We start from the raw sequence: 20,316 nt of genomic DNA, 5'->3' as shown, positions 1-20,316 counted from the left end.
GTCACGGCCTGCGCCGGTCCCTCGCCACCGGCTTCAGCAGCAGCGTGTGCGGGTGCAGGGTGATCCCCACCCGGGTCGCGTCGTTCGAACCGGGCACCTGCTCGAAGCGGTACTCGGTGGACAGCGCCGCCGTGATCAGCGTCAGCATGGCCATCGAGAAGTGGTCGCTCGGGCACTTGCGGTTGCCGACGCCGAACGGGCTCATGGCGTATTTCGGCACCTCCTTGGCGCGTTCCGGAAGCCAGCGGTCGGGGTCGAACTCGGCGCCCCGCACGTACGACTTCGGGTCGCGCTGGACGGCGTAGGGGCTGTAGACGATGTCGGCCCCGGCCGGAATGCGATAGCCACCGAGTGACGTATCGGTCACCGCCCGTCGCGTGAGAATCCAGATCGCGGGGCGCAAACGCATCGCCTCCACCACGACATTGTTGGTGTGCCGCAGGCTGCGGACGTCCTCGAATGCCACAGGTCGGCCGCCGGTGAGCGATTCGACCTCCGCGCGTATCTGGTCGGCGTGTTCCGGATGTTCCGCGAGCACATGGAGCAGCCACAAGATCGTGGAGGCCACGGTTTCCGCGCCCGCGGTGAATATCGCGACGACCTGATCGTGGATCTCCTGCTCCCCGATGGGATCGCCATTGCCGTCCTTCGCCTCCAGCAATGCCGTCAGCAAATCGTCCGGCTTTTGACCGGATGCCCGGCGTTCGGCGACGACCTCGTCGACCAGGAGATGGAAATCGGCCAGGGCTTCGTTGAATGCGCGGTTGGCTGGGAGCGGCAGCTTGTAAAGCGGCCCGAGGGGGATCACCATCCGCCGGTACATGCCGCGGAAGAGGGTGTCGAGCGCGGCACACAGCCGGTCGGCCCGCTCGTCCATGTACGCGCCGCGCAGCAGACACCGGGCGACGATGCGCACGGCGATCCGGAAGGACTCGGAGGTGCAGTCGATGGTCTCGCCGGGCTTCCAGCGCTCGGTCAGCGCATGCGCCTCCTCCTCCATGATCGGCCCGTACCCGGGGATCGCGTCGAGCCGGAAGGCGGGCTGGATGGTGCGTCGCTGACGCCGGTGCCGGGGGCCGTTGGCGGTGGCCACGCCCTCCTTGCCGAGCAGGCTCTCCAGGGACTCCCACAGCGGCCCGGCGATCTCGAAGTCGGTGCTCAGCGCCAACGCGCCGGTGAGGTCCGGCGTGGTGACGGCGTAGACGGTCTTCGGTCCGAGCTTGATCCGTACGACGTCGCCGTGATCGCGCAGCGTCGTCATGAAGGCCAGCGGATCACGGACCATCTTCCAGCCGTGGCCGAGAAGCGGAACTCCCCCGCCCGCGAGGGGCGGTTGACGCAATTCCGAGGCCCCGCGGGGCCGGGTCTCGGGGTGGACGGACTCGACGGTCATTTCTCACCTGCCGCTTCGTTGTTGACGTACGGGGGCGTGGACCGGTCGTCCCAGCTGTCGACCCGGTAACGGCCGGACTCGTGGTGGAACCAGTAGACGGAGCTGAACCAGTTGCGCATATTGCCGACGCAAGCGCGCACGGCGGCACCGAGTTCCCTTCCCCACAGCGTGCCGCCGGCGAGAAAGTCCGCGAATTCCAGGGCCTCGCGCTCGGCCACCAGGAAATCGGAGACGCAGTCCTCGACCCGTCGCCTGACTTCCGTCACCGTTTCTTCGAGCGTCAGCCCCTTGTGGGTGATGAGGCTGATTCCGAGATTGTGCACCTCGTCGCCCGCGATTTCCTTCGGGAACGAACACAGATCGTTGTACCAGGCGGCGAATTCTTGACTCAGTAGGGCCGCCCGCCGATATGCCGGGTGATTTCGCACGAAGTCCGGGAGTTCCATTCCGGCGCTCGGCTCCAGCAGATCGGTCCAGATCCAGTGCGCGAAGGTGAGCCGGCGCAGTTCCAGGTATTCCTCGACGGTGGGGACTATCCCTTCCGTACGGTTGTGGAATTCCTGGTCGTACGCCTCGATCACGGCGTGGAAGTGCCGGGCGAACCGGATGTTCCAGGTGCGGGGCAGGAACGAGTACAACCGCGTCACACTGTCCGCGAACCCCGCGACCAGCGGGTCCTTGTGGTGCAGATGGTCCTCGGGGGAGTCGAGCGCCGCGTGCAGGCGGTCCCTGAGTCGCCGCCAGGCGGCGGGGCGGTGGTGGACGAGGTCGCGGTCGTGCCGGTCGTCCCAGACGAAGAACCACGCGCTGTAGTCCGCTATCGCCTGGAGCACCTCGTTGGGGGCACCAATGTAGTACCCCGCCATCAGGTCGGTGTAGCAAAGTCCGTCGGCATATTCTTCGACCTTGTCGGCCGGCATCAGACGTTTTTCCAGCAGCCAGGCGCGGGTCTTCTCCTGGAGCTGGGGCCAATACGGATGCAGTTGCCTGGGAAAGGCCGCTTCGATCATCGGGAGAGAGAGCGACGGTGGAACCGGGACCGCCGTCGATGTCGCTGTGGTGCCGTCCGAGAAAGCATGCACGAACAAACTCCTCTCAGCCGCCAGTTGTGCAGTCGTGCACGCCCTGCCGTTGTGCCGGGCGTGCGCCGTCGCGTATCCCCGCACTTCCATTCAGCACCATAACTGACCGTTTTGGGAACGGATTTGCTTCTTTCACTACCCCTCAGTGCCGCGTTCCTCCCTTTTTGTGACTGGATTTGGATCACTACTTGCATGTATGGGATCGAACGTGCGACGGACATGCGAACGGCGCCTGGTCAGGAGGAGGAACCTGACCAGGCGCCGTGCGTAAGGGACTTGTGGGGCCCGCGAGCCGTTCTCAGTCGTTGGCGACCACGGGGTAGCGGGGCTCGTTCTCGGCCATCTGCCGCAGCGCGTCCTTGCGCTCGCGCTTGGACAGCCGGTCGATGTAGAGGTAGCCGTACAGGTGGTCCGTCTCGTGCTGCAAACACCGGGCGAAGTAGCCGGTGCCGCGCACCTTGATCGGGTTGCCCTTCTCGTCCTGCCCGGTCACCTCGGCGTAGTCGGGGCGGGCGAGCGGCGCGTACGCGGTCGGCACGGACAGGCAGCCCTCGTTGCTGTCGTCCAGCCGGCGCCGGTCGGCGGGCAGCTCGACGAGCTTCGGGTTGCAGACGACACCGACGTGCCGCTTGCCCTCGTCGTCCATGCAGTCGTAGACGAAGACCTTCAGGTCGACGCCGATCTGGTTGGCGGCCAGGCCCACGCCCTCGGCGGTGCGCTGCGAGGCGAACATGTCCGCCACCAGCTGGTCCAGCTCGGCGCCGAACTCGGTGACGTCCTTGCACTCCTTGTGCAGGACCGGGTTCCCCACCACGGTGATCGGCCGCGAGGTGCCGCGCTCATGCCAGGCGTTCTCGCGCTCCTCCGTGTCCTCGGTGTCGACGACGAACCCCTCGTCGTCCACGGGGAGCACGCCCGCGTGCTGCTGCTCGGTGTCCTGCTGGGCCATGACCGACGTATGCCTTCCTGCACAAGAAAAGAGGGTGTGATGCTGATACAGGGTACGGGGAGCGCCGCCACAGGGGCGCGGGACTGCGTCGATGTGCGGCTCCGCCGCAGGGCGCGACGGACCCGCGCCGGCGACGGTCCTAGCAAACCTCTTCGAGATCCCGCCAATCCCTGGAATCCGGGCTATCGGCAGCCCACCCGTCCAGCAACCCCCGCACCAAGGCAGCCGGCGCGGCCACGCCGCACTCGCGCTCCGGCACCCACAGCTGCCCGTCCGTGCGATGCCCCAGCGGCCCCGGGTGCCCCGGCTCGCTGTGGTCGTGCGGATCCAGGTGCTCCCCGTCGCCCTCGTCCGACGGCATCCGTGACTCGGAGCACATCCGGCACAGCAGCCGCACGGACGACGACCAGTCCTCGGCCGCGAACCCGGCGTCGGCGGCGAGCTGCTCCAGCGCGTCCCGGTCGGCCTCGGTGGCGGCCTCCAGGAGGACCACCCAGGTGGGCACGGGCGAGGGCGCCCACAGCTCGATCTCGTCGAAGACGGGGTAGGAGTGCCCGGACCCCGTGGTCCGCTCGCCGTGGGGCACGCCGTCGTGCAGCACGACCTCGCCCCAGCGCCGCCCGGAGGACGGCAGCGGAATCGACAGCACCTCGATCCGGGCGGGGTCCAGGCGCCGCCCCCACACGACCTCGGCCTCCCCCTCCGGGGACAGCCGTACGGCCGCGCTGCCGAGGTCCATGCCGACCGGCTCACCGGAGTCGGTCGCGCCACCGGGCACCCGCAGCCCGTACGCCTGCCAGGCCCGCCGGGCCAGCGGCCAGTCCTGCAGTGCGGTGGCGGCGATACCGACGTTCCACCAGTCGGGCGCCCCGGTCTCCCGGTCCAGCAGCGCCACGGCACGCAGTCCGGCGGCCCGGGCCTGCTCCCAGTCGTGCCGGAACTTGTGCAGCAGCGCGAGGTTGAACCAGGACTCCGAAAGCCAGGGCTCCAGATCGGCGGCACGTGTCAACAGCGCGCCCGCGTCCTCGTACCGGCCGTCGCCGATGAGCGTGAACGCCCGGTCGGTGGCCTGCCGCCAGGAGGCGGAGGGCCGGTGCCGTCCCTTGCCGAAGATCCTCACGATTCCCGCCTGCCAGTTCCGTGGAGTGGGCTGGCTAGTGCTCGCCCCCGGACACCCTCTCATTCGCATCCAACCACGTACGGCTGGAAGGGCGCTCATTACCCATGGGTTACCCAGCCACGGGCGCCGTCAGACAGTCTCTGGACAGCACCCGCGCGAGCGACCCCACCACTTCCGGCGAGTAGTCCCCGGCGGCACTCAGCCGCAGTTCCTCCAGCGCCTTCAGCGACCCGCCCGGACCGGCGTCGCGTGCCTTCTCCTCGTAGGCGTTGACCGCCCGCACGATCCGTGCGGCCAGCGGCTGCTCCGGACCGGGATCGGCGAGTCGCTCCACGACCATCGCCACCTGCGGACTCACCCCGGTCTGCCGTACGACGGCCCCGCCGAGCAGCGCGATCCTGCGCTGCTCCTCGACGGGCAGTACGGCGGTGGCGCCGGCCGGTACCGGGTCGACCAGGCTGAGCTGCCCGATGTCGTGCATGAGGGCCGCGTGCTCCAGCACGGTGAGCTCGGCCTCGGAAAGGCCCAGGTCCCGCCCGACCTCCCGGCTGAGCGCGGCCACCTGCCGAGCGTGTCCGACGGGCGTGTACCCGGCGATCTCGGTGGCCCGGGCGAGGGAGGCGATGGTCTGCCGGTAGGTGGTCCGCACGGCGGCGTACCGGCGGAAGGACATCTGGGTCAGCAGCAGCGGCAGCGAGAAGACGGGCAGCGCCCACAGCCCGACCACGGCGACCGCGAGCGCCATCACCGCGCCGGTCGCGCAGACGGCCGACCCGACCCCGAGGGTCGCCCGCAGCTCGTCCCGCAGCAGCGGCCCGAAGGGCCATCGGGTGCGCGCGTGCGCCAGGGCCGCGGCGAGCAGGGCGTCGCACAGGGTGGTGAGGGCCAGGATCGCGAGCAGGAGCAGAGCGTAGGAGGTGCCCCAGCCGTGGAACGTGCCCTGGTTGAACAGGGGTTGGAAGCAGGCGGCCGCGAAGCCGACGGTGAGCACCCGCCGGGCGAGGTGGTCCAGCACGGGGCGCCCGCGCGCGATGTGCGGCACGCTGCCGAGGAGCGAGGCGGCCAGGACGACACCGACGACCTGGGCGACGCCGTGCTGGGTGGGCTCGCCGCCGCTCTCCCCCAGCAGCGCGTACGACAGCGCGGCGGCGGCTCCGAGGGGCGCCGCCTCCCTGCCTTCGGCTCCGGTCCAGCGGGTGACCTCGCCGAGGACGACGAGAGCGCCGAAGGCGACGGCGATGCCGCGCTCGGCGAGAGCGCTCCCCAGGATGCCGAGCAGACAGCCCGTGGCGAGGAGGGCGGCGCAGGTGTGGACGAGGGTGAGCAACAGGGGTGGCCGCGGGGCGCTCATCGGGGCGCTCCGGGGGCGCCGGCGATCTGCGGGCGGGGCGCGGGCGCGGAGGGCTCGTCGGCGGTCACCGCGGGATGCCAGCCGTGCAGGTCGACGGCGCGGGCGAGGGCCGTGACCATCCGGGGGTCGAACTGCGTGCCGGCGCACTTCTCCAGCTCCCGCAGCGCGACGGGCACGGGCCGGGCCCGTGAGTAGGACCGGGTCGACGTCATCGCGTCGAAGGCGTCCGCGACGGCCACCACCCGCGCCGACTCCGGGATCTGAGTCCCGCTCAGCCCGTAGGGGTACCCGCTCCCGTCCAGCCGTTCGTGGTGATGCAGTACGGCGGCCCGGGCCTCCCCCAGGAAGGCGATCCCGCGCACCATCTCGTGCCCGTACTCGGGGTGCAGTTCGATGACCCGCCGCTCCTCGGGCGTCAGCGGCCCGTTCTTGCGCAGCAGCCGGGTGGGCACGCCCAGCTTGCCGACGTCGTGCAGGATCCCGGCGAAGCGGAGCACCTCGACGCGCTCCTCGGCCAGGCCCAGCTCACGCGCGATCATCATCGTGGCCTGACCGACGCGCTCACTGTGGCCCCGGGTGTAGCCGTCCTTGATGTCGACGGCCTGGACGAGGGCTCGGATGGTCGCCTGATGCGCCGCGTGTTCCCGGTGGTACTGGGCGAACGCCCACCACGACACGCACATCGGCAGCAGCACGAGCAGCGCGGCGACGGGACCGTAGGCACTGCGCCACAGCACGGCCATCATGAGCCCGGCCAGACCGTGGACGGCGATCGGCGCGAGCGACCGCAGGAACAGCGCGTGCCAGGTCCGCCGCAGGGGCCGGCGCTCGGCCAGCGCCAGGATCCCGCCGTCCAGCACGGTCAGCACCAGACAGAACGCCAGGACCGCGGCTGCGGCGGGCACCAGCGCGTACGGGAAGTCGGACGCCACCACGGCGTCGCGCTCGCCCAGCTCCCAGTGCACCCGCGCGGCCACCCACACGGCGACCACGAGCTGCGCCGCCCGCCACACCCGCCGCAGCGGCTGCGGCCGTCCGCCGGCCGGGGCGATCAGCGCCCCCGGCACCGCGACCAGCGCGGCGGCGGGCGGTGACAGCAGGAAGGCCCCGGCGAGGAGCACGGGATAGAACGAGCCGGACAGCCGCTCGCCCACGGCGTAGAGCGCGGCCAGCAGGGCCACCGCCCACCAGGGGACACGCGTCGTCGGCAGGACGTACAGGCAGTGCAGGGCGCCGAGGACGGCACAGCCCACGTAGACACGGGCCCGTACGGGTGTCGCCTCCATACGCCCCTCCCCGGCCGCGCTCGTCAGGCATGGGAGCCTAAAGCGACCAAGGGGAGGTTCGCGGTCTTATGACCGGGGGATTAGCACGTTCGAGTGACGGCTGTGCGGTCAGGATTCCTGTGGCGCTGCCGTGACGTCGTGCTCGGGCACGGCCTGGCCGGAGCGGATCAGGTCGAGCCGGCCGAGGACCTTGGCACGCAGGTCCGTCGGTACGTCGTCATGTCCGCAGCACCGCTTGACCAGCTTCTTCACGGCCTCTTCGAGCCCGTACTTCTCCAGGCACGGCGAGCACTCCTGGAAGTGCTGCTTGAACTTGTCCCGGTCGACGTCCGGCATCTCGCTGTCGAGGAACTCGTAGAGATGATCGAGTACCTCGGAGCAGTCCGTCTCGTGCGGCTCTCCGCAGCTCATGAGCCCGAGCCTTTCGCTTCGTTCGACTCTCCGGCGCCGGCCGGGACCAGCCCGCGCTCTCGGGCGTAGTCCTCGAGCATGCCGCGCAGTTGACGGCGGCCCCGGTGCAGCCGGGACATCACCGTACCGATGGGTGTCCCCATGATGTCCGCGATCTCCTTGTACGCAAAGCCCTCAACGTCGGCCAGATACACGGCGATACGGAATTCCTCGGGGATGGCCTGGAGCGCTTCCTTCACGTCCGAGTCGGGCAGATGGTCGAGCGCCTGCGACTCCGCGGAGCGCAAGCCCGTCGACATGTGCGACTCGGCGCGGGCGAGCTGCCAGTCCTCGATCTCCTCGGCCGCGGAGCGCTGGGGTTCGCGCTGCTTCTTGCGGTACGAGTTGATGAAGGTGTTGGTGAGGATCCGGTACAGCCACGCCTTGAGGTTGGTGCCCTCGCGGAACTGGTGGAAGGACGCGTACGCCTTGGCGTAGGTCTCCTGGACCAGGTCCTCGGCGTCGGCCGGGTTGCGCGTCATACGCAGCGCGGCCGAGTACATCTGGTCGAGGAATTCGAGCGCGTCCCGCTCGAAGCGCGCGCTGCGCTCGGCGGTCGACTCCGCGGACGGGTCCACGCTCGTGCCCAGGCCCTCGGGCTGCTCCGCCTGGCCGTTGTCGGTCCCTGCGTCGGTACCGGGAACCGGACCCACCTCCTCAAGATTGCGGGCAGGGCCGAAACCGGTCCCACCTGAATCGGAGGATAGACGACCTGCCGTACCTGCCGCCCCTCGAATAGGAGTGGTCCTGGCCGCATGCAGGACCGTCCACTCCAGGTCGGCGCGGCTGCCTGCGGTCGGGCAGAAGGTCGAACCCATGCGGCGGACTTCCTCTCCTACGACGTGTGCGCTGCCGGTTCAGCACCGCTGTCCGCCACAACAGGGACCGGGTCCACAACATTCCCGAAGCTTTACCCCAGTGACCCGACCCACTTCACAGCGGCGTCCGTGACGATCGCCACTGCCTCGCCCTGATCGAGGGGCGCCCGCTTGGGCACCGCGAACCCGTGATCGCCGTACGGCACCTCGACCAGCTCGTAGTCACCGGCCGGGAACTCCTCGGGCCTGCCGAAGGGGTCGTTCCCGCCCTGCACGACGAGGGTCGGCACCCCGGCCCCGAGCAGTTCGTCGGCGCGGGACTTCTCGGGCCTGCCCGGCGGGTGGAGGGGGAAGCTCAGCGCGAGCACGGCGTGCGCGCCGAGTTCGACGGCCGTACGGCAGGCGACGCGGGCGCCGGCGCTGCGGCCTGCGGCGATCACGGGCAGCCCCGGTGCGGCGAGCGCGGGCCACAGGCCCCGCCAGCCGACGTCGAGCGTCTTCGGCGCGGGCGCCACCTTCTTGCCGGCCACGCGCCAGGGCTGCTCCACGAGGGCCACGCTCACCCCGTGGGCCGGGAGGACCTCCGCGAGCGCGACGAGGTCCCGTGCCCCGATGCCGCCTCCGGCGCCGTGGCTCGCGGCCAGGACGAGGCGTGGCTTCTTCGCGCGGTGCCAGGTGATACGGGCGTCGCCCGCGTCCGTGCCCACGGTTTCGGTCGTCACATCAGACTCGGTCGTCACGTCAGAAAAGTGTGCCCTCTTCGGGCCCGTCCAGCTCCTTCAGCAGCTCCGGGCCGTTGTTGCGGACGTTGCTGACCAGCGTGGAGACGGGGTAGGCGCGCATCAGTCCGGCGGGCGGCGCGTCCAGGAGCGTGCGCAGCTCGTCCGGGTCCTTGCGGGACGGGTCCAGCCAGGCGTCCCAGCGGTCCGGGGTCAGCATCAGCGGCATGCGGGGGTGGATGTCGGCGAGCGTGCGCGGGCCGTCCGCGGGCGACACGGCGAGCGGGGTCGTCTCGGCCTCCGTGGTGATGACGGAGCAGGTGACCCACCAGGCCTGCGGGTGCTCGTCGGGCAGCGTCTTGTCCCGCCAGAACTCGTACAGTCCGGCCATCGCGAACACCGACCCGTCGGCGGGCAGCACGAAGTACGGCTGCTTGCGCGGCCGTTTCCGCTTCCCCTCGACCTCCAGGTCCCGCTCCTGGGTGCCGGTGACCCACTCGTAGTAGCCGTCGGCGGGGATGATGCAGCGCCGGGAGGTGAAGGCCCGCCGGTACGACGGCTTCTCGTGCACCGTCTCCGCGCGCGCGTTGATCATCTTGAAGGCGCTCTCGGGGGTCTTGGACCAGCTCGGCACCAGCCCCCACTTCAGCTTGCGCAGCTGCCGAACCGGCCGCGGGTCCTCCGCGTCCTTCAGGGCACGGTCGAGGACGACGAGGACCTCTTTGGTCGGAGCCACGTTGTAGTCCGCGTCGAGGGTCTCCTCGGGCTCCCACTTCTCGATCTCGAAGATTCCTGCGAGATCCTCGGGCGCACGACTCGCCGCATACCGTCCGCACATCTGCAACCACCCCTCCGACCTGCGAAAACGCAAGATCACTCTGCCTCACTCAGCACCAGTCGGCATGGTGCCGGGTCAGCGTGCCCGAGCCGCCTGGAGACGTCCAAGGGTGGCAGACCGCTCCCGCACCCGGCACGATCAGGGCTTGTGGCCGTCCGCCTTGAGGTGCGTGGCGAAGAAGCTGTCGATGCGCCGCCAGGCGTCGGCAGCGGACTCCGGGTGCGGCCTGATTCCGGCGACCCGCATCAGCGGACGCAGCGCGCGTGGCCCGACCTCGGAGTCGTTGAGGAAGGAGTGCCCGGCCTCCGGGTATTCCTTGACGTCGTGGACGATGCCGAGCCGGTCGAGCGCCGCCTCCACTCTGGGGGCCGCGCCGCGCAGCGTACGGTCGCGGGCTCCGTAGCTCGCGACGACGGGGCAGGAGCCGTCGAGCGCCGCGTCGAGGTCCTTCGGCGGGCGGCCGTAGTTGACGGAAGCGGCGTCGAACTCGCCGTCGCTCACGGCGAGGAGGGCGAAGGCACCGCCCATGCAGAAGCCGATGATGCCGATCCGCCCGGTGCAGTCGGGATCCTGGGCGAGGCGGGTGCGGGCCGCCTCGATGTCGCGGAAGGCACGGCCTTGGCCGGACAGGGCGGCCCGGAAGGTCGGCACCAGGCAGCGTACGGCCCCTCCGTCGGTGAACAGGTCCGGCATCACGACGAGGTACCCGGCGCTCGCCAGCCGCTGCGCCTGACGGTGCATCACATCATTGACGCCCAGCGCCTCATGGACCACGACGACACCGGGCCAGGGGCCCGGCCCGGTAGGCCGGGTGAGATGACCGGTGAGCCGACGGGAGCCACCGGCGGCGGCGCTCAGCTCGGTGAGATCGACGGTGGTGGTCGCGGCGGGCATGCGGTCCTCCGGAGGGGCGGGGACGGGACGGCCGTCGTGCAGCCTACGGCGCGATGAAGGGCTGGACGTTCTTTCGGAAGTCCTTGGGCCGCACTTCGTTGTAGTACTTGTCCTTGTCCTCGCCCTCCGAGGTGAGCATGTACACCGGGCACTCCTCGGACTTGGCCTCCCCCGTGTGCTTGTACAGCTCTTCGCCGGTGCGCGCCTCGACGACCTTCAGGCGGTACGAGGTGTTGTACGTACGCACCTTGAACGGTTTGCCGTCGTCGCCCTCCATGTCGCACACCTTGCCGCTCGCGGTCGCCTTGGTGCGCTCGACGCAGACGACCAGCTCGGCCTCGGCCGGCTTGTCCGCGTAGCCGAGGAACCAGCCCTTGGGGAAGTCATCGGCGGACGGCTCGGACTGCGACCAGTCGTCACCGGGCTTGTTCATGAGCATCGCCGGGTGCACGGTCTTCTTCCTGCGGTCGTAGGCGGGCATCCCCGAGTAGCCGAGCCCCTCCGTGCACACCCGCTCCAGGTCCTGGGCGAACGCCGGTACGTCCGGTCCGTCCTGCGCCGAGCTCGTCGACGACGATCCGCCGGTATCCCCTCCCGTACCGGCGGTGAGCGACGAGCATCCGCACAGCGCCACGCCCAGAAGCCCGGCGGTGATCCATCTGACGGCACGCGGCGATGACGGCGTTGACGACATGTCGGCGACTCCCGATCGAAGAAAGAACAGCAGGCAGGGCATGTCCCCCGAGTCATGCCCTGTCCCCCGTGCCCTGCTGGAGGTAAGCGTGCCGCCCACCGGCCGCCGCGGACATCGGGGTTGAGCCCCCATGTAGTTGTGCGGCCCCTGTGACTTGTGGGTACTACGCTGTGCGGGCTCGAAGGAGTATTCGACGGGTGCCGGCGGGGGACATCCCGGAAGAGGGCGCAGGGGGCCTGAGTGTCGTCGTTGTCGTCATCGGCACTGGTCGGCAGAGAACCGGAGCGGGATCTTCTGACCGCGGCGGTCGCATCGGCGGGCGAGGGGCGGGGCTCGTCGGTGTTCGTGCTGGGCGAGCCGGGCATCGGCAAGTCGCGCCTCGTCGAGGAGACCGCAGCCGCAGCCGTCCGCTCCGGATTGCGGGTGCTGCGCGGGCGGGCCGCGTCCGCCGGGCGCGCGGTGCCGCTGCGCCCGCTCGCGGAGGCCGTGTTCTCCGGACTGCGCGGCGAAGGGGCGCCCGCGGACGGGGACCTGGGCCCTTACGAGCCGCTGCTGTCGCGGCTGTGCGGGCTGGCGCCGCAGGACGGTGCGCCGCTGGTGGGCTACGCCGAAGCGGTGCTGCGACTCCTGGGGACCCTCGGACGCTCCGGCGGCTGTGTCCTGGTGCTGGAGGACCTGCACGATGCGGACGCCGACACGCTCACCATCGTCGACTACCTCACGGACAACCTTCCCGGCCAACGGGCCGTCCTGCTGGCCACCCTGCGCGGTGGGCCCGGTCCCGCCCTCGACCTCGCGGAGGCCGCCGCGTCCCGCCGCACGGCCCGCACCCTGCGCCTCGCACGCCTCGGCCCCGCCCACACCGCGGAACTGGCGGCCCGCTGTCTGGGCCACGACGACGCGGGCAAGGTTCCGGCAGCCGTACTGGACCGGTTGCACGCCGTCTCCGAAGGTGTCCCCTTCGTGGTGGAGGAGCTGCTGACCGCCATGGTCGACAGCGGCAGCCTCGTCCAGCGGCAGGGCGACGGCTGGACGGTGACCGGCTCGCTGGACGCCGGTGTGCCCGCGACGGTCGCCGCCGCCGTCCTCCAGCGCGTGGACCACCTGGAACCGCCGGGCGTCGCGCTCCTGGAAGCGGCGGCCGTTCTGGGCAGGCGCTTCCCCGTGGACATCGCCGCCCGCGTCGCCGGGGTCGACCGGACGACAGCGCTCCGCCAGCTACGGCATGCGGCACGCGCCCATCTGGTCACCGACGGCGCCACCGCGGAGGAGCCCGGCTGGCACTCCTTCCGTCATGCCTTGACCGCCGACGCCATCACCCACCGGCTGCTGCCCGCGGAGCGGGCGGCGCTCTGCCTCGCCGCCGCCGACGCGATCGAGTCCGCCGACGCGGCAGGGCATCGGCCGCGGGGCGCCGACCGCCCCGCCCGGCGGGCCGGGGAGCCGGACGGTCTGATCGGCGGTGACCCGGGCGACGACCTGTACCGCCTGGCCGCGGAGCTGTGCGTCGCCGGCGGGCAGCGGGCCCGTGCGGCCGTACTGCTCACCCGAGCCGGCCGGCAGGCGGTCCTGCGGGGCGCTCTGCTGACCGCGGTGGAACTCCTCGACCGGGGCCTGGAGCTGACCGCCGACGCGGCGGACGCCCCGCCCGAGGCCGTGGCCCGGCTGCTGGAGGAGCTGCTCGGGACACTCGTCCTCACGGGCGACGTCCGGCGCGTCCCGGAGCTCGGCGACCGGCTGGACCGTGTCCTGACCGCATGGGGCGCGCCGCCCGCCCGCCGCGCCGCGGGTTTCCTGATCCGGGCCAGGGCCGCGGCCACCGCGCAGCAGTGGGAGGAGGGCCTGACCGCCGTACGGCGGGCTCGGGAGCTGCTCGGAGCCGAGCCGGACCCGGCGTCCCGCGCCGCCCTGGACGCGGTCGCCGCGCACCTGGTGCTCAACTCGCAGCGCCCGGACCGGCTGGAGAGCGCCAGAGCCCTGGCCGAGGGAGCCGTGGCGACCGCCGAGGCGGTCGGGCTGCCGGAGGTGAGCTGCAAGGCGCTGAACATGCTGGGGTACTGCCTGCGGCCCCGGGATCTGGCCGAGACGGAGAAGGTGTTCGAACGCCTGGTGGCCACGGCCGACGCCCATGCGCTGCCGGTCTGGCGGATACGCGGCCTGCTGGAACTCGGCGCCCTGGACCGGATCCGGTTCACCGGGACGGATCGGCTGCTGGCCGCTCGGAAGGCGGCCGAGGAGACCGGTGCCGTGCTCATGACGGCCTGGGCCGACATGCATCTGGCACAGGCCCATGTGCTGCGCGACGAGCATGACCAGGCCCTGGAGTCCGCCCGGCGGCTGAGGACGACGGCCCGCAGACTGCGGCTGCAGGAGGTGCAGCTGATCGGCGTCGGAATGGACGCCATCATCGCCGCCTCCCGTGGCGAGCGGGAGAAACTCCAGGCCGCGCTGCAGGCCATGCAGAGCGCACTGGCCGGACGGAGCGCCGGAGCGCTCTGGGGCTACGCCGACACCTCCGTGTGGGGCTGGGCCCAGGGCATCTGCTCCCTGCTGCGGGAGGAACCCGACCGTGCGCTGGCCGAGTTCACCGAGGCGGACCGGGCCATGCGCGCCCTGCCCAGTACGCGCGGGGTCACCGGTTTCCTGGGCCCGTACCTGCTCCTGCGTACCGTGCGGGGCGCGGCCGGCTGGGCGGAGCTGGACGGGGCCGTCGCGGACCGGCTCACCCAGGTCCACTGGGACCGGCCCTTCGTGGGGTGGTCCCGGGCCGTGCTGCTGGGCCGCGAGGGCCGCGCCGGGGAGGCAGCCAAGGCGGCCGAGGAAGCACTGGCCGGGACCGACGCCATCCCCCTGGCCCGTCACCTGTGTCTGCGCCTGGGCGCCTCCGCGGCGCTCGCCGACGGCTGGGGGCACCCCGTCGAGTGGCTGTGCGCCGCCGAGCAGTTCTTCCACGACCGGGGCACGACACGGGTGTCGGCAGCCTGCCGCGCCCTGCTGCGGGAAGCCGGCTCTCCCGTTCCCCGCCGCCGCCAGGGCCACGACACGATTCCGCAGGAACTGCGGCGGGCGGGGGTGACCGCGCGGGAGTACGAGGTGCTGCGCCTGCTCGGCCGAGGACTCGGCAACCAGGAGATCGCCGAGCACCTCTTCCTCTCGCCACGCACCGTCGAGAAACACCTCGCGAGCCTCAGAAACCGCACCGGCCAAAGCGGCCGGGCCGCCCTGATCGCCCTGGCACGCCGTTACGCGGACGGGCCCTGACCCGTACCCCGAGAGTCCCGGAGCATTCCCCGGCTCCAACACTCTGACCTGTGCGTTTGCTGTCAGGAACGATCGCTGCCGAGTCGGCGTCTCAGATACCGTCCGCACTTGCGTGCCACACTGCCAGATTCCATCCGACCCAAGGGAGCCGACGTCTTACATGGACAGCACAGCATCCGCCTCGCTCGCCTCCCTCTGGGGCGAGGTCTCCGGCACCCAGCCCGACCCTGACCTGTGGGTGGTGATCGCCGCGCTGGTCGTCGCGCTGGCCGTCGTCGTCCCGCACAGCCTGTGGCGTCTGTCCCGCAACGCCATCACGATCGCCCACGAGGGCGGCCACGGCCTGGTCGCGCTGCTGACCGGCCGGACGCTGACCGGGATACGCCTGCACTCCGACACCAGCGGCCTCACCGTCAGCCGCGGCAAGCCGCACGGCATCGGCATGATCCTCACCGCCGCCTCGGGCTACACGGCTCCCCCGCTGCTGGGCCTGGGCGGCGCCGCACTGCTGGGCGCCGGCCGCATCACCCTCCTGCTGTGGCTGGCGACGGCCCTGCTGGTGGCGATGCTGGTGATGATCCGCAACGCGTACGGGGCGCTGACGGTGTTCGTGACCGGCGGCACCTTCGTCCTGGTGTCCTGGCTGACCGGCCCGCAGGTACAGGCGGCGTTCGCGTACGTGGTGGTGTGGTTCCTGCTGGTGGGCGGGGTACGCCCGGCGTTCGAGCTGCAGGCGAAGCGGTCGCGTGGGGGCGCCGGGGACTCGGACGCTGACCAGCTTTCGAGGCTGACCCACGTACCGGCGGGCCTCTGGCTCTTCCTGTTCCACGCGGTGTCGTTGTGCGCGCTGATAGGTGGCGGCAGGTGGCTGCTAGCGGTGTGACCAGCCAACTCAAGGGGCGCGGGGAACTGCGCGATCAGCCCCGACGGCGCCGCACCCGAACCACACGCTCCTTATAAAGTGAACCCATGGCCCAAAACCCCGCCGCACACACCGCCCTATGGCCCGCCCCGCACGCGAGCGGAGCCGTCGACGCGACGGTCCACGTGCCGGGGTCCAAGTCAGTCACCAACCGTGCCCTCGTCCTCGCCGCCCTCGCCTCGGAGCCGGGCTGGCTGCGCCGCCCGCTGCGCTCCCGCGACACCCTGCTGATGGCCGGTGCGCTGCGGACGATGGGCGTCGGTATCGAGGAGGGCGTCGGCCCCGAGGGCACCGGCGAGGCCTGGCGCGTGCTCCCCGCGGGTCTGCGCGGCCCGGCCACGGTCGACGTCGGCAATGCCGGCACGGTGATGCGCTTCCTGCCGCCGGTCGCCGCGCTGGCCGACGGCCCCGTCCGCTTCGACGGCGACCCGAGGTCGTACGAGCGTCCCCTGCACGGTGTGATCGACGCCCTGCGCGTCCTCGGCGCCCGGATCGACGACGACGGCCGGGGCGCCCTGCCGCTGACGGTGCACGGCGGGGGCGCCCTGGAGGGCGGCCCGGTGGAGATCGACGCCTCGTCGTCGTCCCAGTTCGTGTCGGCCCTGCTGCTCTCCGGACCGCGTTTCAACCAGGGCGTCGAGGTCCGGCACATCGGCTCCTCGCTGCCCTCGATGCCGCACATCCGCATGACCGTCGACATGCTCCGTGCCGTCGGCGCCCAGGTGGACACCCCGGAGTCGGGCGGCGAGCCGAACGTCTGGCGTGTCACGCCGGGCGCCCTGCTCGGCCGCGACCTGACCATCGAGCCGGACCTGTCCAACGCCCAGCCGTTCCTGGCGGCGGCGCTGGTGACCGGCGGCAAGATCCTCGTCCCGGACTGGCCGGCCCGCACCACCCAGCCCGGTGACCGGCTGCGCGAGATCTTCACCGAGATGGGCGGTTCCTGCGAACTCACCGAGTACGGGCTCGTGTTCACCGGTTCGGGTGCGATTCACGGCATCGACGTGGACCTGAGCGAGGTCGGCGAACTCACCCCGGGCATCGCGGCCGTCGCCGCCCTCGCGGACTCCCCCTCCACCCTGCGCGGCGTCGCGCACCTGCGTCTGCACGAGACGGACCGGCTGGCGGCGCTGACCAAGGAGATCAACGAACTCGGCGGCGACGTCACCGAGACCGCCGACGGCCTGCACATCCGCCCGCGCAGGCTGCACGGCGGGGTGTTCCACACCTACGAGGACCACCGCATGGCCACGGCCGGCGCGATCATCGGCCTCGCTGTGGAGGGCGTACGGATCGAGAACGTGGCCACGACGGCGAAGACCCTCCCGGACTTCCCCGAACTGTGGACCGGGATGCTCGGGGCGTAGGGACACCGCCATGCGCCGCTACGGCAAGCACACCGACGAGGACGACATCCGCACGCGTCCCGGCCGCCGCAACACCCGGCCCCGTACGAACATCCGGCCCAAGCACGAGGACGCCGCTGAGGGCATGGTCCTCACCGTCGACCGGGGGCGGCTGACCGTCCTCGTGGACGACCGGATCGTGATGGCCATGAAGGCCCGCGAACTGGGCCGCAAAGCAGCGGTGGTCGGGGACCGGGTGGCGCTGGTCGGCGACATGTCCGGCAAGAAGGACACCCTCGCGCGGATCGTGCGGATCGAGGAGCGGACCTCCGTGCTGCGGCGGACGGCCGACGACGACGATCCCTTCGAGCGCGTGGTCGTGGCCAACGCCGACCAACTCGCCATCGTCACCGCCCTCGCCGACCCCGAGCCACGGCCCCGGCTGATCGACCGCTGCCTGGTGGCGGCGTTCGACGGAGGGCTCGAACCCCTGCTGGTGCTGACCAAGTCGGACCTGGCACCGCCGGACGAACTCCTGGAGCTGTACGGGGCGTTGGACATCCCGCATGTCGTCACCAGCCGGGAGGAGCTGGAGACCGGGGGCGCCGCGGACCGGGTGCGCGAGCAACTGGACGGCCGGGTCACGGCGTTCGTCGGGCACTCGGGTGTCGGCAAGACGACGCTGGTGAACGCGCTGGTGGCGCAGGATCGCCGGCGTTCGACGGGGCATGTGAACGCGGTGACGGGACGTGGTCGGCACACGACGACGTCGGCGCTGGCGCTGCCGTTGCCGAAGATGGACGGCTGGGTGATCGACACCCCTGGTCTGCGGTCGTTCGGCCTGGCACACATCGATCCCTCGCGTGTGATCAACGCGTTTCCCGACCTGCAACCGGGAACCGAGGGCTGTCCGCGTGCGTGCAGTCATGACGAACCGGACTGCGCGCTGGATGACTGGGTCGCGCAGGGGCACGCCGACCCGGCGCGGCTCTACTCGCTGCGACGGTTGCTGTCCACGCGTGAGCGCACGGAAGGCGACTGAGGAAGGCGATTGACCTTCGCGTTGTTTGTCTTCCTGTGAGTCCGGTAAAGGCATAATCGCACCGAGCCGGATCCAAGCCTGACGAAGCGGTCACAGTACGTGGGGATACGGGAGGACAGCACATGGCGTGGCTGCTGGTCATCGTGGCGGGGCTGCTCGAAACCGGCTTCGCCGTCTGTCTGAAGCTGTCGCACGGGTTCACCCGGCTCTGGCCGACCGTCGCCTTCTGCATCTTCGCCCTCGGCAGCTTCGGGTTGCTGACGCTGTCGCTGCGCAAGCTGGACGTGGGTCCGGCGTACGCGGTGTGGACGGGGATCGGGGCGGCGGGTACGGCGATCTACGGGATGGTCTTCCTCGGGGACATCGTGTCCACGTTGAAGATCATGTCGATCTCTCTGGTCGTGGTCGGCGTCATCGGGCTGCAGCTTTCCGGCTCGTCGCACTGAGCCGGGCCCGTTTCGCGGCGTCAGCCGGGCAACTGCCGGTACAGCGTGCTGCGTACGAGGTCGGCGACACCTCCTTCGCCGGGTGGGGCGGCGACGCAGGACAGGGCAAGTCTGACGACGAGTTCGCAGGACCGGGAGAGGTCGCCGGTGTCGGACTTGCTGTTGGCGGGGCCGGTCAGGACGGACACGGCCCGGTCGCGCACCATCGCCACGAAGTCGCCGGGTGACGGCAGCGGGCCGTCGGCGCGGCGCTGCGCCGGGACCGCGGAGGAGGACGGGACGGCGGACAGGGTCGGCGAGGGCAGGCGCTCGCTCCAGCAGCCGGTGAGCATGGCCCGCACCAGGGCGTTGTCGCGGGCGAGGCCGGCGGTCCACTCCGCGGTGGCGGTGAGGCGGTCGCGGGCGTCGCTGGGGGTGGCGAGGGCGCGGTCGATGCCGGCGAGGTAGCCGTCGGCCTCTCTGCGGACGAGCGCGCGGGCCAGGCCTTCCTTGCTGCCGAACTCGTTGTACAACGTCTGCCGGGACACTCCGGCCGCCGAGGCCACGTCCACCATCCGCACGGCGGACCACGGCCGGCGCGCCAGCGCCGTGTAAGCGGCGTCCAGCAGGGATTCCCGCGCTGCAGGCATCATCGCCTCCCGGGGAGGAGCGGCTGTGCGCCCAGATTTGACGCGCACAGCGTCACTGTCAAGGGTTCGCGAAGGCGTGCGGGGGCGCCAATTGCCCGGGGTGCGCGGGTCTCGGGCGGTTCCGGCGGGGTCGGCTGCGGTGTGCACGACAAAGCGGCCGCCAACCGTGCGCAACCGGCCCAACCGCCCCGGGCCTAGTAGCCCCAGCCCGACCACGGCAGATACCGTTCGTTCCATGCCGGACTACCTGGACGATCTCCGCCTCGCCCACGTCCTCGCGGACGCCGCCGACGCCACCACCATGGACCGATTCAAGGCCCTCGACCTCAAGGTCGAGACCAAGCCGGACATGACCCCCGTGAGCGAGGCGGACAAGGGCGCCGAGGAACTCATCCGGGGCCAGCTTCAGCGGGCCCGCCCGAGAGACGCGATCCTCGGCGAGGAGTACGGCGTCGAGGGCACCGGGCCCCGCCGCTGGGTCATCGATCCGATCGACGGCACCAAGAACTACGTACGCGGCGTCCCCGTCTGGGCCACCCTCATCTCCCTGATGGAGGCCGTGGAGGGCGGGTACCAGCCGGTGGTCGGGCTCGTCTCCGCTCCCGCGCTCGGGCGGCGCTGGTGGGCGGCCAAGGGCCACGGCGCCTTCGCGGGCCGCAGCCTCTCCTCCGCGTCCCGGCTGCGGGTCTCCCAGGTCTCGAAGCTGACGGACGCCTCGTTCGCGTACTCCTCGCTGAGCGGCTGGGAGGAGCAGGGGCGGCTCGGCGGCTTCCTCGACCTCACGCGCGAGGTGTGGCGCACGCGCGCGTACGGCGACTTCTGGCCGTACATGATGGTCGCCGAGGGTTCGGTGGACATCTGCGCCGAGCCCGAGCTGTCCCTGTGGGACATGGCGGCCAACGCGATCATCGTGACGGAGGCGGGCGGCACCTTCACCGGGCTCGACGGCCGCCCCGGCCCGCATAGCGGCAACGCCGCCGCGTCGAACGGCATCCTGCACGACGAGTTCCTCGGGTACCTCAACGAACGGTACTGACGGCGCTCAGGGCTCGACCTGAACGTTTCCCTCATTCCCG

Annotated in this window: 19 protein-coding genes; 6 read left to right on the top strand and 13 right to left on the bottom strand. The window is 71.2% G+C overall.

Translation table 11 applies throughout. From position 1 onward, the window contains the following. Position 1: 1 nt before the first annotated feature. The 12 genes from OG254_RS32415 to OG254_RS32360 form a co-directional block, all read right to left on the bottom strand. Complete coding sequence (locus tag OG254_RS32415) at positions 2-1,393, bottom strand: cytochrome P450 (protein ID WP_405588769.1); 1,392 nt, start codon at positions 1,391-1,393, stop codon at positions 2-4. After that, the gene (gene cyc1 / locus OG254_RS32410) at positions 1,390-2,475 is read right to left on the bottom strand and encodes an epi-isozizaene synthase (RefSeq protein WP_405595305.1); all 1,086 of its coding nucleotides are present in this window, start codon (positions 2,473-2,475) and stop codon (positions 1,390-1,392) included. The genes OG254_RS32415 and cyc1 overlap by 4 nt, the downstream gene beginning before the upstream one ends. Before the next feature lie 298 nt (positions 2,476-2,773). Further along, positions 2,774-3,424 carry a peptide deformylase gene (gene def, locus OG254_RS32405; protein WP_351192183.1) on the bottom strand — a complete coding sequence of 217 codons (651 nt, stop codon included), beginning with the start codon at positions 3,422-3,424 and terminating at the stop codon, positions 2,774-2,776. 139 nt (positions 3,425-3,563) lie between these two features. Then, entirely contained in the window at positions 3,564-4,544 is a 981-nt protein-coding gene (locus OG254_RS32400) for a tetratricopeptide repeat protein (RefSeq protein WP_405588766.1), read from the bottom strand. 109 nt (positions 4,545-4,653) lie between these two features. Next, positions 4,654-5,895 (bottom strand): HD-GYP domain-containing protein, encoded by a 1,242-nt coding sequence (locus OG254_RS32395; protein ID WP_405588763.1) that lies wholly within the window; start codon positions 5,893-5,895, stop codon positions 4,654-4,656. Then, positions 5,892-7,181: an HD-GYP domain-containing protein gene (locus tag OG254_RS32390; protein WP_405588761.1), complete on the bottom strand. Its 1,290-nt coding sequence runs from the start codon at positions 7,179-7,181 to the stop codon at positions 5,892-5,894. Before OG254_RS32390 ends, OG254_RS32395 begins: the two co-directional genes overlap by 4 nt. Before the next feature lie 108 nt (positions 7,182-7,289). Further along, positions 7,290-7,592 carry a mycothiol system anti-sigma-R factor gene (gene rsrA, locus OG254_RS32385; protein WP_030961237.1) on the bottom strand — a complete coding sequence of 101 codons (303 nt, stop codon included), beginning with the start codon at positions 7,590-7,592 and terminating at the stop codon, positions 7,290-7,292. Continuing rightward, positions 7,589-8,284, bottom strand: coding sequence for an RNA polymerase sigma factor SigR (sigR, locus tag OG254_RS32380; protein ID WP_147993625.1), 696 nt, complete (start codon positions 8,282-8,284; stop codon positions 7,589-7,591). Before sigR ends, rsrA begins: the two co-directional genes overlap by 4 nt. A gap of 257 nt (positions 8,285-8,541) precedes the next feature. Then, positions 8,542-9,189, bottom strand: a complete 648-nt coding sequence (locus tag OG254_RS32375; protein WP_405588757.1) for an alpha/beta family hydrolase — start codon at positions 9,187-9,189, stop codon at positions 8,542-8,544. A gap of 1 nt (position 9,190) precedes the next feature. Further along, complete coding sequence (locus tag OG254_RS32370) at positions 9,191-10,006, bottom strand: SOS response-associated peptidase (protein ID WP_405588754.1); 816 nt, start codon at positions 10,004-10,006, stop codon at positions 9,191-9,193. Between the two features lie 138 nt (positions 10,007-10,144). Next, entirely contained in the window at positions 10,145-10,900 is a 756-nt protein-coding gene (locus tag OG254_RS32365; protein WP_405588751.1) for a dienelactone hydrolase family protein, read from the bottom strand. 43 nt (positions 10,901-10,943) lie between these two features. Then, positions 10,944-11,594 carry a hypothetical protein gene (locus OG254_RS32360; protein WP_405588748.1) on the bottom strand — a complete coding sequence of 217 codons (651 nt, stop codon included), beginning with the start codon at positions 11,592-11,594 and terminating at the stop codon, positions 10,944-10,946. 240 nt (positions 11,595-11,834) lie between these two features. Between OG254_RS32360 and OG254_RS32355 the strand changes: the two genes are divergently transcribed. The 5 genes from OG254_RS32355 to OG254_RS32335 all read left to right on the top strand — a co-directional run bounded on the left by OG254_RS32355 (position 11,835) and on the right by OG254_RS32335 (position 18,611). Further along, the gene (locus OG254_RS32355) at positions 11,835-14,855 is read left to right on the top strand and encodes an AAA family ATPase (protein ID WP_405588745.1); all 3,021 of its coding nucleotides are present in this window, start codon (positions 11,835-11,837) and stop codon (positions 14,853-14,855) included. A 160-nt stretch (positions 14,856-15,015) separates the two neighbouring features. Beyond that, a complete protein-coding gene (locus OG254_RS32350; protein ID WP_405588742.1) occupies positions 15,016-15,738 on the top strand; it encodes a M50 family metallopeptidase in 723 nt (240 codons plus the stop codon). An 86-nt stretch (positions 15,739-15,824) separates the two neighbouring features. Continuing rightward, positions 15,825-17,144: a 3-phosphoshikimate 1-carboxyvinyltransferase gene (gene aroA, locus OG254_RS32345; protein WP_405588739.1), complete on the top strand. Its 1,320-nt coding sequence runs from the start codon at positions 15,825-15,827 to the stop codon at positions 17,142-17,144. A gap of 10 nt (positions 17,145-17,154) precedes the next feature. Further along, entirely contained in the window at positions 17,155-18,165 is a 1,011-nt protein-coding gene (gene rsgA, locus OG254_RS32340; RefSeq protein WP_405588737.1) for a ribosome small subunit-dependent GTPase A, read from the top strand. A gap of 122 nt (positions 18,166-18,287) precedes the next feature. Next, positions 18,288-18,611, top strand: a complete 324-nt coding sequence (locus tag OG254_RS32335; protein WP_351192206.1) for a multidrug efflux SMR transporter — start codon at positions 18,288-18,290, stop codon at positions 18,609-18,611. A gap of 20 nt (positions 18,612-18,631) precedes the next feature. On the opposite strand, the gene OG254_RS32330 is transcribed toward OG254_RS32335, so the two are convergent. Next, the gene (locus OG254_RS32330; protein ID WP_405595303.1) at positions 18,632-19,240 is read right to left on the bottom strand and encodes a TetR/AcrR family transcriptional regulator; all 609 of its coding nucleotides are present in this window, start codon (positions 19,238-19,240) and stop codon (positions 18,632-18,634) included. A 235-nt stretch (positions 19,241-19,475) separates the two neighbouring features. On the opposite strand from OG254_RS32330, the gene hisN reads away from it, so the two are divergent. Continuing rightward, the gene (hisN, locus tag OG254_RS32325) at positions 19,476-20,276 is read left to right on the top strand and encodes a histidinol-phosphatase (RefSeq protein ID WP_147993616.1); all 801 of its coding nucleotides are present in this window, start codon (positions 19,476-19,478) and stop codon (positions 20,274-20,276) included. Positions 20,277-20,316: the final 40 nt, after the last annotated feature.

Source organism: Streptomyces sp. NBC_01092 (assembly GCF_045039535.1).
Lineage (GTDB): Bacteria > Actinomycetota > Actinomycetes > Streptomycetales > Streptomycetaceae > Streptomyces.
Note: the sequence above shows the minus strand (reverse complement) of the source record. Positions and strands in the feature narration are given on the sequence as shown.

What these genes read in the sequence shown, in the direction of transcription:
- rsrA (WP_030961237.1), bottom strand. Translation starts at nt 7,592, where the DNA reads ATGAGCTGCGGAGAGCCGCACGAGACGGACTGCTCCGAGGTACTCGAT.
- OG254_RS32350 (WP_405588742.1), top strand. Translation starts at nt 15,016, where the DNA reads ATGGACAGCACAGCATCCGCCTCGCTCGCCTCCCTCTGGGGCGAGGTC.
- OG254_RS32335 (WP_351192206.1), top strand. Translation starts at nt 18,288, where the DNA reads ATGGCGTGGCTGCTGGTCATCGTGGCGGGGCTGCTCGAAACCGGCTTC.
- OG254_RS32415 (WP_405588769.1), bottom strand. Translation starts at nt 1,393, where the DNA reads ATGACCGTCGAGTCCGTCCACCCCGAGACCCGGCCCCGCGGGGCCTCG.
- def (WP_351192183.1), bottom strand. Translation starts at nt 3,424, where the DNA reads ATGGCCCAGCAGGACACCGAGCAGCAGCACGCGGGCGTGCTCCCCGTG.
- OG254_RS32370 (WP_405588754.1), bottom strand. Translation starts at nt 10,006, where the DNA reads ATGTGCGGACGGTATGCGGCGAGTCGTGCGCCCGAGGATCTCGCAGGA.
- OG254_RS32365 (WP_405588751.1), bottom strand. Translation starts at nt 10,900, where the DNA reads ATGCCCGCCGCGACCACCACCGTCGATCTCACCGAGCTGAGCGCCGCC.
- OG254_RS32390 (WP_405588761.1), bottom strand. Translation starts at nt 7,181, where the DNA reads ATGGAGGCGACACCCGTACGGGCCCGTGTCTACGTGGGCTGTGCCGTC.
- OG254_RS32330 (WP_405595303.1), bottom strand. Translation starts at nt 19,240, where the DNA reads ATGCCTGCAGCGCGGGAATCCCTGCTGGACGCCGCTTACACGGCGCTG.
- aroA (WP_405588739.1), top strand. Translation starts at nt 15,825, where the DNA reads ATGGCCCAAAACCCCGCCGCACACACCGCCCTATGGCCCGCCCCGCAC.
- hisN (WP_147993616.1), top strand. Translation starts at nt 19,476, where the DNA reads ATGCCGGACTACCTGGACGATCTCCGCCTCGCCCACGTCCTCGCGGAC.
- rsgA (WP_405588737.1), top strand. Translation starts at nt 17,155, where the DNA reads ATGCGCCGCTACGGCAAGCACACCGACGAGGACGACATCCGCACGCGT.
- OG254_RS32395 (WP_405588763.1), bottom strand. Translation starts at nt 5,895, where the DNA reads ATGAGCGCCCCGCGGCCACCCCTGTTGCTCACCCTCGTCCACACCTGC.
- OG254_RS32360 (WP_405588748.1), bottom strand. Translation starts at nt 11,594, where the DNA reads ATGTCGTCAACGCCGTCATCGCCGCGTGCCGTCAGATGGATCACCGCC.